The sequence below is a fragment of the Caballeronia sp. ATUFL_F1_KS4A genome (assembly GCF_023630905.1).
GTDB lineage: Bacteria > Pseudomonadota > Gammaproteobacteria > Burkholderiales > Burkholderiaceae > Caballeronia > Caballeronia zhejiangensis.
Genome location: NZ_JALQEB010000001.1, coordinates 476,638 through 490,333 on the forward strand (window position 1 = coordinate 476,638; position 13,696 = coordinate 490,333).

The 13,696-nt window shown below is 62.1% G+C and carries 14 protein-coding genes; 4 read left to right on the forward strand and 10 right to left on the reverse strand.

Annotation, left to right across the window (positions count from 1 at the left end; translation table 11 throughout):
• Nucleotides 1-65: 65 nt before the first annotated feature.
• The 4 genes from NCS03_RS02255 to NCS03_RS02270 are packed head-to-tail and all read right to left on the reverse strand — an operon-like array spanning nucleotide 66 to nucleotide 3,775.
• Nucleotides 66-770, reverse strand: coding sequence for a PqiC family protein (locus NCS03_RS02255; RefSeq protein ID WP_250528705.1), 705 nt, complete (start codon nucleotides 768-770; stop codon nucleotides 66-68).
• The gene (locus NCS03_RS02260) at nucleotides 767-2,446 is read right to left on the reverse strand and encodes a PqiB family protein (RefSeq protein ID WP_008351531.1); all 1,680 of its coding nucleotides are present in this window, start codon (nucleotides 2,444-2,446) and stop codon (nucleotides 767-769) included. Before NCS03_RS02260 ends, NCS03_RS02255 begins: the two co-directional genes overlap by 4 nt.
• Nucleotides 2,439-3,119 (reverse strand): paraquat-inducible protein A, encoded by a 681-nt coding sequence (locus NCS03_RS02265; protein ID WP_250456599.1) that lies wholly within the window; start codon nucleotides 3,117-3,119, stop codon nucleotides 2,439-2,441. Before NCS03_RS02265 ends, NCS03_RS02260 begins: the two co-directional genes overlap by 8 nt.
• Nucleotides 3,116-3,775, reverse strand: coding sequence for a paraquat-inducible protein A (locus NCS03_RS02270; protein WP_250456598.1), 660 nt, complete (start codon nucleotides 3,773-3,775; stop codon nucleotides 3,116-3,118). Before NCS03_RS02270 ends, NCS03_RS02265 begins: the two co-directional genes overlap by 4 nt.
• 454 nt (nucleotides 3,776-4,229) lie before the next feature.
• On the opposite strand from NCS03_RS02270, the gene NCS03_RS02275 reads away from it, so the two are divergent.
• From NCS03_RS02275 to NCS03_RS02290, 4 genes are all read left to right on the forward strand, one after another.
• Nucleotides 4,230-4,799, forward strand: coding sequence for a cytochrome b (locus tag NCS03_RS02275; RefSeq protein WP_008351524.1), 570 nt, complete (start codon nucleotides 4,230-4,232; stop codon nucleotides 4,797-4,799).
• Between the two features lie 116 nt (nucleotides 4,800-4,915).
• Nucleotides 4,916-5,470, forward strand: coding sequence for a YceI family protein (locus NCS03_RS02280; RefSeq protein ID WP_250528706.1), 555 nt, complete (start codon nucleotides 4,916-4,918; stop codon nucleotides 5,468-5,470).
• Between the two features lie 59 nt (nucleotides 5,471-5,529).
• Nucleotides 5,530-6,120 (forward strand): YceI family protein, encoded by a 591-nt coding sequence (locus tag NCS03_RS02285; RefSeq protein WP_008351520.1) that lies wholly within the window; start codon nucleotides 5,530-5,532, stop codon nucleotides 6,118-6,120.
• Between the two features lie 34 nt (nucleotides 6,121-6,154).
• A complete protein-coding gene (locus tag NCS03_RS02290) occupies nucleotides 6,155-6,679 on the forward strand; it encodes a DUF5672 family protein (protein ID WP_250528707.1) in 525 nt (174 codons plus the stop codon).
• Between the two features lie 195 nt (nucleotides 6,680-6,874).
• Here NCS03_RS02290 and NCS03_RS02295 read toward each other — a convergent pair whose 3' ends face one another.
• From NCS03_RS02295 to queA, 6 genes are all read right to left on the reverse strand, one after another.
• Nucleotides 6,875-7,402: a hypothetical protein gene (locus NCS03_RS02295; RefSeq protein ID WP_008351515.1), complete on the reverse strand. Its 528-nt coding sequence runs from the start codon at nucleotides 7,400-7,402 to the stop codon at nucleotides 6,875-6,877.
• Nucleotides 7,403-7,749: 347 nt separating this feature from the next.
• Nucleotides 7,750-8,700, reverse strand: coding sequence for a protein translocase subunit SecF (gene secF / locus NCS03_RS02300; RefSeq protein WP_008351514.1), 951 nt, complete (start codon nucleotides 8,698-8,700; stop codon nucleotides 7,750-7,752).
• Nucleotides 8,701-8,726: 26 nt separating this feature from the next.
• Nucleotides 8,727-10,793, reverse strand: coding sequence for a protein translocase subunit SecD (secD, locus tag NCS03_RS02305; RefSeq protein ID WP_250433685.1), 2,067 nt, complete (start codon nucleotides 10,791-10,793; stop codon nucleotides 8,727-8,729).
• 126 nt (nucleotides 10,794-10,919) lie between these two features.
• Nucleotides 10,920-11,246: a preprotein translocase subunit YajC gene (gene yajC, locus NCS03_RS02310; protein ID WP_008351510.1), complete on the reverse strand. Its 327-nt coding sequence runs from the start codon at nucleotides 11,244-11,246 to the stop codon at nucleotides 10,920-10,922.
• Nucleotides 11,247-11,429: 183 nt separating this feature from the next.
• Entirely contained in the window at nucleotides 11,430-12,590 is a 1,161-nt protein-coding gene (tgt, locus tag NCS03_RS02315; protein ID WP_250528708.1) for a tRNA guanosine(34) transglycosylase Tgt, read from the reverse strand.
• A gap of 47 nt (nucleotides 12,591-12,637) precedes the next feature.
• Nucleotides 12,638-13,672, reverse strand: coding sequence for a tRNA preQ1(34) S-adenosylmethionine ribosyltransferase-isomerase QueA (gene queA / locus NCS03_RS02320; protein WP_008351506.1), 1,035 nt, complete (start codon nucleotides 13,670-13,672; stop codon nucleotides 12,638-12,640).
• Nucleotides 13,673-13,696: the final 24 nt, after the last annotated feature.

Genomic DNA, 13,696 nt, shown 5'->3' on the forward strand with positions numbered 1-13,696 from the left:
CGGCGGCCGACAATGTCGCCTGCCGACAACATGAAGCGCACCCGGCGCGCGCCGGGCGTCATGGATCACTGCGCGCTGGCAGTGGTTGCTGCGCCCATTGGCGGACACGGCAGCACCGGCGCCGCGGCGGGTTTGGAACTGGCGCCGCTCTTGCCCTTCGCGGATGCCGAAGGCGCGCTCGCCGTCGCGTGCGGCAAGGAACCGAGGCTGCGCACACCTGCGGAGATCGCGGCGGCGAGTTCGTCGACCGCCTTGCGATGGCCGTCGACGAGCGCGTCGTAACCGGAGCCGACGCGTTCCTGCGCGAGCGTCCGGCATGTCAGCACCGTATCGGATCCGGCGGCGCGCACGCTCCACACGGCGTCGATCACCGCTTGCGCGCCCGGCCACGATTCGAAGCGCCGCACGTTCACCTTCACGCGATATACCGGCACCGATTCCGGATGCGGCGTGCCGTAGACGTCGATCGCACCGAGCTGCTGCGTGAGATCGGCGGAGAGTGCGCGCCGCACTTCGTCGCCCGGCAGCGATGCCCAGCGCTCCTCTTCGAGCACGCGCACCTGCGCGGGACTCGTCTGCACCACCAACTGATTCTTCGCGACCTGCTGCGGCATGTCGACGGGCGCAAGCTCGAAATAGAACGAAGCCTGCGTCGACGGCACGGGCCGCGCGTCGCCGCCGCCGAGCGTGTAGAAACGGCTCGTCGGCGAGGCGCAGGCAGCGAGCATCGCCGCTGCGCTCAGAGTCAACATCAACGAGCCGAACTTCATGGTTTATCTCCCGATTTTCCGCGCAAGAGCGATTCCGGATGGCGCTCCAGATAATCCGCGAGCGAGTTGAGCGATTGCAGCGTGCGCGTGAGTTCCTGCAGCGCCTGATGCACGTCCGACTGAAGCGGCGAATCCGACTGCAACGTCGATTGCGCCTGACCGAACGTCTGCTTGGCCTGCGTGAGCGTGTCGCGCATTTCCGGCAGGACTTCCTTGTCCATCCTGTCGAAGAGCGCGTTGGCGTTCTTGAGCGAGCCGTTCAGATTCGTGCCGATCTCGTCGAACGGAATCTTGTCGATCTTGCGCGCGATGTCGGCGATCTGCAGCTGCAGCTCGTCGAGCGTGTTCGGCACGGTCGGCAGTTCGATCGGATCGTTGCCAACGCTGACCTTCGCGGGCGGCGCTTTCGGGAAGAAGTCGAGCGCGACATACAACTGGCTCGTCAGCAGGTTGCCGGTGCGCAACTGTCCGCGCAGCCCGCGCTTCACGAGCAGTTGCAGCATGTCCTGGCTCGCCACCGAACCTTGCTCCGGCAGCGCCTGACGCGCGCGCTTGCCGAGGCGATCCGGGTAGAGGTCGATCGTGACCGGCATCATGAACGAATGCGATTTCTGATCGTATTGCACGCCGATGCCCGTGACCTGCCCCAGCACGATGCCGCGGAAATCGACCGGCGCGCCGACCGACAGGCCGCGCAGCGACTGATTGAAGTTCATCACGACGTGCACGGCCTCGCCATCCGGATCGCGCATCGCGTCGGACTGATCGCCGGCCAGACGGAAGGTCGCGTTGTTTTGCGCCTGCGGGCCGGATTGCTGGTTCGGCGGCGTCTGGAACGCGATGCCGCCGAGCACGACCGTTGCGAGCGATTGCGTGTTGAGCGTGAAGCCGCTCGAATCGAGCCGCAGATCGACGCCGCTCGCATGCCACCAGCGCGAGTTGGTGCCGACGTACTGATCGTAAGGCGCGGTGACGAATACCTGCAGCGTGACGCCGGTGCCGTCCTTGTCGAGCGAGAACGCGACGACCTGGCCGACCTGCACGCGCCGGTAATAGACGGGCGAGCCGATATCGAGCGAGCCGAGCGATTCGCCGTGCAGCGTGAAGGTATGGCCTTTCTGATCGCCGGTGACGGCGGGTGGCGTTTCGAGCCCGACGAAATAAGTCTCATCGTCGGTCGACTTGCCCGCATCGACGCCGATATACGCGCCGGACAAAAGCGTCGACAGGCCGGTCACGCCGCTTGCCGCAACGCGCGGACGCACGATCCAGAAGCGCGTGTCCTTGACGGCGAAATCGGTGGCTTCCTTGGTGAGCTGCACGTCGACGAGCACGCGCGCGTGATCCTTCGACAGCGTGATCGTCTTCACCGTGCCGATATCCACGTCCTTGAACTTCACTTTCGTCTTGCCGGGCTCGAGGCCTTCCGCGGAAACGAAGCTGATCGTCACGGTCGGTCCGCGGCTCGACACCGTCTTCACGACGAGAATCACGCCGATCAGCGCCGCGACGAGCGGAATCACCCACACGAGCGAGGGCAGCCAGCGGCTGCGCGGCTCGATCACGGGTTCGGGGAGGTTCGGCGGGAGGCCGCCCTTGTCCCCGTTACCGCTGCCGGCGTTGCTGGCGGGCGGCGCGGGCTGCTTCGGGTCGTTCGGACCTTGGGCACTAGTCATGTTTCTTTCCTGACGGTTCGATGTTGTCCCACATGAGGCGCGGGTCGAATTGCATGGACGCGATCATCGTCAGCACGACCACCGACGCGAACGCGAGCGCGCCCGGTCCCGGCGTGATGACGGCGAGCGATTTGAAGCGCACGAGCGCGATGGTGAGCGTGATGACGAAGACGTCGAGCATCGACCAGCGCCCGATGCCCTCGACGATGCGAAAGAGCGTCGTGCGCTGACGCGGCTGCCATGTGGAGCGCCGCTGCACGCTGATGGTAAGAAAGGCGAGCGTGACGAGCTTGAGCATCGGCACGAGAATGCTGGCGATGAAAATCACCGCCGCGAGCGGATAGTCGCCGTCGTTCCAGAAGAGCGCGACACCGCTCATGATGGTGTCGTCCTCGGAACCGAGAATCGACGACGTATGCATGATCGGAAAGAGGTTCGCCGGAATGTAGAGAATCGCCGCGCTGATGAGCAGTGCCCACGTACGCGCGATGCTGTCCGGATGACGCCGGTGCACGACGGCGTCGCAGCGCGTGCAGCGCTGTTTCTCGACGGTGTGCGCGAGCGGCTGCACGAGTCCGCACGCATGACACGACACGACATTCGCGCGCGACGCCGTGATGAACTGCGTTTCGCGCGCCGCTTCGCCGGTTTTCGGATCGATGGAATCGCTCACGATTTTTGCCTCGCCGTGGTTGTGACGCGCTTCGATTCGAGCGGACGGAGCCTTGCCGCGATGTCCCACAACGCGCGCGGATCGAAGCTCACGACGACGGCGAACATGAGCGTCAGCGCGCCGAACGCGAAGAGCGCCGCTTCGGGAATCACGCGCGCGATGCTCACCATCTTCACGAGCGTGACGAGCACGCCGAGCATGAAGACTTCGATCATGCCCCACGGACGCACGAGCTGAATGCCCCGCAGGATTGCGTTGAAGCCAGGCGGCACGTAACCGGAACGCAGCGGAAGCAGCACGTAGAGCAGGGCAACGAGTTCGCACAACGGAAACAGGATGGTCGAGCAGAAGACGAGCACCGCCATGATTTCCATCTGCTCGTTCCACAACGCGACGATCGCGCCGATGAGCGTCGTCTCCGACGTGAGGCCGTTCGCCTCCAGCTCGACGATGGGAAAGCCTTGCGCGATCAGGAACGTGAAGAGCGCGGCGAGCGTCATCGCCGAGATCTTGTCGAGGTTCGACGAGATGCTTCGATAGAGCAGCGATCCGCAGCGAGGGCATTTCGCCGAGGTGCGTCGAGGCAATGCACGTTTATGGAAGAGCGCGTCGCATTCGTGACACGCGATCAGGTCATCGGATTCGTTCGCGTTCATTCGCGTTCATGGTCGAGGCCCGAGGCTTGTCGAGCGTATTGGTCGGGCGCCGCGAGACCGGCTCCGACCGGGCATAGCAAACGGCGGGCCAGCGAGATTGGTAGCAGCATGGTATCAAATGGCGCGGGGCGGGCGAATTTGGACAGAACGCTTCTTTACAAGCGGAATTAAACTGCCAGGCCGCCCGTTAATACATCGATGCCGGAATCGGTCGCGGTTCGCGCCTTCATCGACCGTTGCACGCATGGAATAGTTCGTTGCATGGGCGGCACACGAGGCTCGCCGAGCCGGCTCGAAAGCCCGCAAAGCCGCGTCGGGACTGGGTTTGCCGGTTCGGCGCGGGCTTTTTGCGCGCGCTGGCAATTCGTTATCGTTGAGGTAGCATGGCGGCCTTGAACACTTGTCGTCAGGCGGCGGCAGGCCGTGCGACATCGAACACTTGGGTGAGAGCAATATGGAAAGCACCGCTGGCATCACGGCGAGCGCGCCGGCGCAACGATACAGCGCCACGGCGATCGGCCTGCACTGGCTGATCGCGTTGTTGATCGTGGGCGGCTTCTGGCTCGGCTGGATCATGACGGACATTCCGGGCTTCACGCCGACGAAGCTCAAATACTTCTCGTGGCACAAGTGGATCGGCGTAACGGTGTTCGCGCTCGCGCTGCTGCGCGTCGTCTGGCGCGCCACGCACCAGGCGCCGTCGATGCCCGATGGCATGCCGCGCTGGCAACAGGGCGCGGCGCATCTCACGCATATTCTGCTTTACGCGCTGATGCTCGTCATTCCCGTGTCGGGTTATCTGTACAGCTCGGCGGCCGGCATTCAGGTCGTGTATCTCGGCGTGCTGCCGCTGCCGACGATCATCGGGCCGGACAAGGCGCTGAAGGCGACGCTGCGCATCGTGCACATCGCGTTGAACTACACGTTGCTGTTCTTCGTCGTGATGCACGTTCTGGCTGCGCTGAAGCATCATTTCGTCGATCGCGACGGCCTGCTCGGCCGCATGCTGCCGTTTCTCAGATGAACGCGTGTCATTGTTTCCTCGCCGTTGGCAAGGCGTTTCCCGGCGGCTGATTGTGATCGCGTACTTATGATTTCCAATACCGGTTTGTTCGTTCGAACCGTTTGAATAGGGCACACATGAAAGTGAAACTCAACCGTTGGATGGCAGCCGCTGCTTCGTTCGCGATGATCGCGGGCGCGCATGCGCAGGTAGACATGAGCAAGAGCACGGTGACAGCCACGTCGAAGCAGATGAACGTGCCCACCGACGGCAAGTTCAACAAGTTCAGCGCGCAGATTGCGTTCGATCCGGCGAAGCCGACGGCGGGCTCGGCGAACATCATGATCGACACCGGCAGCTACGACCTCGGCGACGACGATTACAACAAGCAGGTGCGCGGCGCGGAATGGTTCGACGCGGGCAAGTATCCGAGCGCGACGTTCGTCTCCAGCGCGATCGCCCCGGCGGGCGGCAACAAGTACAACGTGACCGGCAAGATCACGATCAAGGGCAAGTCGCAGACGGTCACGGTGCCGGTGACGGTCACGCAGCAGGGCGCGACGGAAACCTTCGACGGCGCGCTGCCGATCAAGCGCACCCAGTTCGATGTCGGAACGGGCGAATGGAAAGATACGTCGATCGTCGCGGACGACGTCGTCATCAAGTTTCACATCGTTGCCGCGAAGAAGTGAGCGGCGTTTTTGTCACACACGACGCATAGTCGGCGTATCTGGTTAGTCAGGAGAAGAACTTGAAAAAGCTTTCGATCATTGCCGCGAGCGCGCTCGCATTGGGACTGTCGTTCGGCGCCTCGGTGAGCGCATTCGCCGCCGACACGTACAAGCTCGACCCGAACCACACTTATCCGAGCTTCGAGGCGGACCACTTCGGTGGCGTGTCGACGTGGCGCGGCAAGTTCAACAAGAGCAGCGGTGAAGTCACGCTCGACCGCGCGGCGAAGACGGGCACGGTGAACGTGACGATCGACATCGCTTCGGTCAACACCGGCAATGCGAAGCTGGACGAGCATCTGCAAAAGGCCGAGTTCTTCGACGTCGCGAAATATCCGACAGCCGAGTACAAGGGCACGTCGATCAAATTCGACGGCGACAAGCCTTCCGAAGTGATCGGCACGTTGACGATGCACGGCGTGACGAAGCCGATGAACCTGAAGATCGAGAGCTTCAAGTGCTTCATGAACCCGATGATGAAGAAGGAAGTGTGCGGCGTCGAAGCGACGGCGACCTTCGATCGCGGCGACTTCGGGATGGATTACGGCAAGTCGTACGGTTTCAGCCTGACGACGGTGCTGCATATTCAGGCTGAGGGCGTGAAGCAGTAACTCGTGCTCCATTGCTGCTTAGAGAAGGCTTCGCGTGTCATGCGCGAAGCCTTTTTTGTGGATCGAGTTTTGGGTTTGGCAATTTCTGCAGGCAATCGCCGCCTGCCAATTGAAGGATGGTAGTTTGGCGTGCGCCAGGACCGGCCGCTCTTTGCCAGCCGAAAGCGCTCCAAAATTTGCTCTGCATTCCAAAACGAATATGATCCATGAATTGCGTCCCGACCTCCGCGATGTAACCGTTTGCGCTGTCGATTCACTCAATCCCCGGCTTGCCGCGCGGGCGCTGGAAATATCGAGCGCGCACTGCGACTTCGGCGATGTCGTGTTGTTCACGCATGAAAAGATCGCGACCAAAGCGCGCATTGTGCGTACGCCGCATATTGCTTCGCGCGAACAGTACAGCGATTTCGTGCTGAAACAAGTCATTCAGCACATCCGCACGCCTTGGGTGCTGCTGATTCAGTGGGACGGCTACGTCGTCGATCCGTCCGCGTGGCGCGCGGAATTTCTCGACTACGACTACATCGGTGCGCGCTGGCGCTGGCCTTGGAGACGGTAAGCGCGGAACATATCAGGGATACGTTGACTGACTGCGGCTTTTCCGCCGCGGTGTCGCAACTGTGCATTTCATTTTGCGAAGATCGATTGCGCGAGGCGGCGCGATGGGCGGAGGCTCCTGAGCGCTTCATCGCCTGAATGAAAACGGGCCTGTCCGCGAAGACAGGCCCGGTCGTTCTTATCGGCTCGACGTATTTCACGCATCGCTTCGATACTCGGGGAAAGACGTTTCCTCACGAACCCAATGTGCGGACGACAGCGACATCGCATGAGAAAAGTAAATGGTTGTTCTCTCTGTCGACTGCAGGCAGCGGAAACGCGGCATGGTATGGCGCGCTAGAACTTCGTCCGAAAAGACGTGGTTGAACTCGGGATTGCTCAGGTCGGCGGACAGCGCCGTCGCGAACGGCAAGGTGAACGCCATCGAAGCGCTCATTCCGCCCGTGGCGTGAATGTCCTTGAATAAAGCATGCGGTAGGTACTCGTATTTCTCCGAACGGGAAATAAGGATGCCGCAATGTTTTGAGATCCTGAAGTCGTAGCCGCTATCGAGTTCGGCGACGCAGGTTTCGATGTGATTGGTGAGATAGATGTCGTCGTGATCCATCCAGAAAAAATGAGTGCAGTCCTCCTGGATGAGATGATTCAACGGAATCCGATACCAGTCGTTTTGGGGAATGCTCTGGGGCGTGTACATCCATACTACGGGCGCGCCGAGATCCATGACGCACCATGCGTAGTTGTCTCCGGCTCCGTTCTGATGCACGCAAATGATATCCGGGCGTCGCGTTTGGGCGAGCAGTTGCAGGACACAACTCCGTAGCAATTCCGGGCGATTGTAAGTCGGGATGAAAATCCCGATTTTGTTTTTCTGTGAGGACGACATAACGTACGGTTGGAACGGACTGATTTGCTCGGCAGCGCATTGCGTGCGGATTCGAGCCTAGTCGAAGTCGAGGTTGTCTTTTGTTCTTGCGTCGAAATTTGATGAAATTCGGGAGCCGGAAAAGCAAACGGGCCAGTCACGATGACTGGCCCGTTTTGGTTTCAGCTTTCAGTGCGCCGCAACGCTCAAACCTGCGCACCCGCATTCGGATCGTTCGGATCGTACTTGTCTTTCTTGTCCTTCACGAGATCCTCGCGCTTCACGCCGAACCACATCGCGAGCGCCGCCGCGACGAACACCGACGAGTAAATGCCGAACAGAATACCGACGGTCAGCGCCAGCGCGAAGTAATGCAGCGTCGGGCCGCCGAAGAAGAACATCGACAGCACCATCATTTCCGTACAGCCGTGGGTGATGATGGTTCGCGACATCGTGCTCGTGATCGCGTGGTCGATCACTTCCTTCACGCTCATCTTGCGTTGCTTGCGGAACGTTTCGCGGATCCGGTCGAAGATAACCACCGACTCGTTCACCGAATAGCCGAGCACCGCGAGAATCGCCGCCAGAACGGACAGCGAGAACTCCCACTGGAAATAGGCGAAGAAGCCGAGAATGATGACCACGTCGTGCAGGTTCGCGATGATGCCCGCGACCGCGTACTTCCACTCGAAGCGGAACGACAGGTAAATCACGATGCCGATGACCACGCACGCGAGCGCGAGCAGGCCGTTCGTCACGAGTTCCTTGCCGACCTGCGGACCGACGAACTCGACGCGCTGCAGCTTCACGGCAGCGTTGTCGGCCTTGAGCGCGGTCATCACCTGATCGCTCTGCTGCGCGGACGTCAAACCCTGCTTGAGCGGCAGACGGATCAACACGTCCTGCGACGTGCCGAAGTTCTGCACCTGCGCGTCGGGATAGCCGAGCTTCGACATCGACGCGCGCACCGGTTCGAGTTGCGCGGCTTGCGGATACTGCACCTCGACGACCGTGCCGCCGGTGAATTCCACCGACAGATGCAGCCCGCGATGCACGAGGAAAAATACGGCCACGAGGAACGTCACGAGCGAAATCACGTTGAAAATCAACGCGCGCTCCATGAACGGCAAATCGCGGCGAATGCGGAAGAATTCCATTGTCTATTGCTCCGGACTCAGCGGATTCAGCGGGACTCGCCCGGTTTCTGTTGATCGATGCCGGGGCCCGAACGACGGCGCACCGTCGGCTTGCCCGTGCGCGCCGGCGCTTGTTCGGTCTGGCGCGGCGCGGCCACTGCGGTCTTCGTCTTGCCCTTGGCCGTTTTCACGATTTCGTCGACGGGCGATTCATCGCCGCGTTGCGCCGCGAGATAAGCCGCCGCGGCCGCTTCGGCATTCGTGCCTTCCGGACGCCACACCTGACCGATCGCGAGCGACTTCAGCTTCTTCTTGCCGCCGTACCACAGGTTCACGAGGCCGCGCGAGAAGAACACCGCCGAGAACATCGACGTCAGAATGCCGATACAGTGCACCACCGCGAAGCCGCGCACCGGACCCGAACCGAACGCGAGCAGCGCGAGGCCGGCGATCAGTGTCGTGACGTTCGAGTCGAGAATCGTCGCCCACGCGTGCTTGAAGCCTTCCTGAATCGCGGTCTGCGGCGGCGCGCCGTTACGCAGTTCCTCGCGGATACGTTCGTTGATCAGCACGTTCGCGTCGATCGCCATACCGAGCGCGAGCGCGATAGCCGCGATACCCGGCAAGGTCAGCGTCGCCTGAAGCAACGACAGCACGGCGACGAGCAGCAGCAGGTTCACCGACAGCGCCAGCATGGAGAACACGCCGAAGAGCAGGTAGTACGCGATCATGAAGACGGCGATCGCGGCGAAACCGTACGTGACCGAATCGAAGCCCTTCTTGATGTTGTCCGCGCCGAGGCTCGGGCCGACCGTGCGTTCCTCGATGATGTCCATCGGCGCGGCGAGCGAACCCGCGCGCAGGAGCAGCGCGAGATCGGTTGCGGCTTGCGGCGTCGGCTGGCCGGTGATCGAGAAGCGGTCGCCGAGTTCGGACTGAATGGTCGCGACCGTCAGCACTTCGCCCTTGCCCTTTTCGAACAGCACCATCGCCATCGGCTTGCCGATGTTGTCGCGCGACACGGACGACACCGCGCGTCCGCCCGCAGAATCCAGACGGATATTGACCGAAGGCCGTTGATGGTCGTCGAAGCCCGCGGACGCGTCGATGATGCGGTCGCCGGTGAAGATCACCTGCTTGCGCAGCAGCACGATGCGATCGCCCTGCTTGAACGCTTCGTCGCCGGGCGGCACCGCGTCGTTCGGGCCGATATAGGTGTTGACCGGATCCGCGAGACGCGCTTCGAGCGTCGCCGTGCGGCCGATGATGTCCTTCGCCTTCGCCGTGTCCTGCACGCCCGGCAGCTCGACCACGATGCGGTCGGAGCCTTGCTGCTGGATCACCGGCTCCGCGACGCCGAGTTCGTTCACGCGGTTATGCAGCGTGGTGATGTTCTGCTTGAGCGCGCTGTCCTCGACGACTTTCTGCGCGGCGGGCGAGAACGTGCCGACGACCTGAAAGCCATCACCGCCCTGGCGCGTCGTCCATTGCAGTTCGGACACGCCCGTCTGGAGCAGCGTGCGCGCGTTGTCCGCGCCCGCCTGATCCGAGAAACTCACGACGACCGATTGCCCGACCCGGTTCACGCCGCCATCGCGGATATTGCGGTCGCGCAGATAGGTGCGCGCATCGGCGGCGTCGGAGTCGAGCTTCTTGTTGAGCGCGCCGGCCATGTCGACCTGCAGCAGGAAGTGCACGCCGCCGCGCAGATCGAGACCGAGGTACATCGGCAGTGCGTGCAGGGCCGTCAGCCAGCGCGGCGAGGCGCTCTGCAGATTCAGCGCGACGATGTACTGCGGATCGCTCGGATCGGTGTTCAGCGCCTTCGAAAGCAGATCCTTCACATGCAGCTGCGTGTCCGTGTCTTTCAGACGCACGCGGATGTTCGCGTTCAGCTGCGAATTGTCGAAGGTGACTTCGTCGGCCTTGATGCTGCTCGCGGCGAGCGCGGCTTCGACGTTCGAAAGCGTGGTCGAGTCGAGCTTGACCGTCGCCTTGCCGCTCGATACCTGAACTGCGGGCGCTTCGCCGAAGAAGTTGGGGAGCGTGTACACGAGGCCGATGACGAGCGCCACCAGCATCACGACATACTTCCAGAGGGGATAACGATTCATGGGAATGGCCGACCGGAAAGTTGGCTTCGGAGGAGAGGGCGTCCGGCGATATGCGCGACGAGCCGGTCTGAAGACCCGGATGGCTCGGTGAGCGAGGCCGCGCCGGACGCGGTGGAACGAGTGGCCTTACAGCGACTTGATCGTGCCCTTCGGGAGAATGGTCGTCACTGCCGCCTTCTGGATGGTGATTTCCGTGCCTTCGGCGATTTCCACGCCGACGTAGGCGTCTGTCACCTTCGTGATCTTGCCGACGATGCCGCCATTCGTCACCACTTCGTCGCCCTTGGCCATGGCGGCGAGCATGTTGCGATGCTCCTTCTGACGCTTCATCTGCGGACGGATCATGATGAAGTACAGCACCGCGAACATCAGGATCAGCGGCAGGAAGCTCATCAGGCTCGATTCCGCGCCACCGGTTGCGCCTTGTGCAAAGGCATTGGAAATGAACGACACGTTGGTCTCTCCGTTGTTACATCGAAATAATTGACTGGAAGTCAGCCCGGCATTCTACCACCCGCACCTGCCCGAAAATGCCCGAATGCGCTTTGCCATCAAGCCGTTACGGACGATTCGCGGGCCTTATCGCAAGCAGTAGAAAGCAGATTGTAAAGCTTGGCGCAACGAAGCCGCGCGTTTTCAATCCACGCCGCGCGCGCGATTCTCCGCGAACGTCTTGCGAAACGCCTCGAACGTATGATTTTCGATCGATTCGCGCACTTCGCCAATGAGTTGCAGGTAATAGTGCAGGTTGTGAATCGTGTTCAATTGCGCGCCGAGAATCTCGCCGACGCGATGCAGATGATGCAGATAGCCGCGCGTGAAGTTCCGGCACGTGTAGCAGCCGCAGGATTCGTCGAGCGGCTTCATCGAGTTCTTGTGCGTCGCGTTCTTGATCTTCAGATCGCCGAAACGCGTGAAGAGCCAGCCGTTGCGCGCGTTACGCGTGGGCATCACGCAGTCGAACATGTCGACGCCCGCCGCGACGCCCGCGACGAGATCCTCCGGCGTGCCGACGCCCATCAGGTAATGCGGCTTGTCGGCGGGCAGCTTCGGGCCGATGTGATTCAGCACGCGCATCATGTCTTCCTTCGGCTCGCCGACCGACAGCCCGCCGATCGCGAGGCCGTGGAAACCGATGTCCGAGAGGCCCGCGAGCGATTCGTCGCGCAGGTCTTCGAACATGCCGCCCTGCACGATGCCGAAGAGCGCGTTCGGATTGCCTAGCCGGTTGAACTCGTCGATGGAGCGCTTCGCCCAGCGCATCGACATGCGCATGGAATCGGCGGCGTCCTTGTGCGAGGTGGAAATGCCGTTGGTCGAGTAGGGCGTGCATTCGTCGAACTGCATGACGATGTCGGAGTTCAGCACCTTCTGAATCTGCATCGATACTTCCGGCGACAGGAAGAGTTTGTCGCCATTGATCGGCGACGCGAACGTGACGCCATCTTCGGTGATCTTGCGCAGATCGCCGAGCGAAAATACCTGGAAGCCGCCGGAGTCAGTCAAGATCGGCCGGTTCCATCCCATGAACTTGTGCAGGCCGCCGTGCGCGCCGATCACTTCGAGACCGGGACGCAGCCACAAATGGAATGTGTTGCCGAGGATGATCTGCGCGCGGATCTCTTCGAGTTCGCGCGGCTGGATTGCCTTGACGGTGCCGTAAGTGCCGACCGGCATGAAGATCGGCGTTTCGACGACGCCGTGATTGAGCGTCAGACGGCCACGGCGCGCCTGGCCATCGGTCGTCAGCAGTTCGAACTTGAGCCCGTTGTCGGGCGGAGTGTGGGTTGCGGTCATTTGAGTTCCTGCCACTGGAAAACAGTCCAGCGCATCGGTTGAGAAAACTAGTCGCGGCGAGTCAGAAGCATTGCGTCGCCGTAGCTGAAGAAACGATACTTTTGCTCGATTGCGTGACGATATGCATCGCGAATCGTATCCATGCCGGCGAACGCGGAGACGAGCATCAGCAGCGTCGACTTCGGCAGATGGAAATTCGTCACGAGCCGGTCGACGACGCGAAACGCGTAGCCCGGCGTGATGAAGATATCGGTTTCGGCCTGCGTCGCCGAGAGCGGGCGGTTCGCTTGCGCGGCGTCGCGCGCGGCGGCTTCGAGCGCGCGCATCGACGTCGTGCCGACCGCGACCACCTTGTTGCCGCGCGCCTTCACCGCCGCGATGCGATCGACGAGCGATTGCGGCAGGTCGTACCACTCGCTATGCATCTTGTGCTCCGCGATGTTCTCGACGCGCACCGGCTGGAACGTGCCCGCGCCGACGTGCAGCGTCAGCGTCGCGCGCTCGACGCCGCGTTTTTCGAGTTCGGCGAACAGCGCGTCGTCGAAGTGCAGGCCGGCGGTCGGCGCGGCGACCGCGCCCGGATTTGCCGCATAAACGGTCTGATAGCGCGTTTCGTCGTAGGCGTCGGCGTCGTGCTCGATGTACGGCGGCAGCGGCAAGCGCCCGTATTGCTCGATGAGCGTCAGGCATTCGGCAGGGAAGTGCAGCGTGTAGAACGGCTCGACGCGTTCGCCGACGGTCACGTCGAACGCATCCGCGAGGCGGATCGTCGTGCCTTCGGCCGGGCTCTTGCTCGCGCGGATCTGCGCGAGCGCCGTGGTCGCGCCGGTCAGCCGCTCGACCAGCACCTCGACGCGCCCGCCGCTGGCCTTCTGGCCGGGAAAGCGCGCCTTCAGGACTTTGGTATCGTTGAACACCAGCAGATCGCCGGGTGCGAGCAGGTTCGGCAGCTCGGAGAATCGGCGGTCGACGAGCGCGCCATCGGACACCTCGAGCAGACGGCTCGCGCTGCGCTCGGCGAGCGCGTTCTGCGCGATCAGCTCGGGCGGCAGATTAAAATCGAAATCGGAAAGCGTGAACATGGCTTGAACGTAGCGCGAACGGGC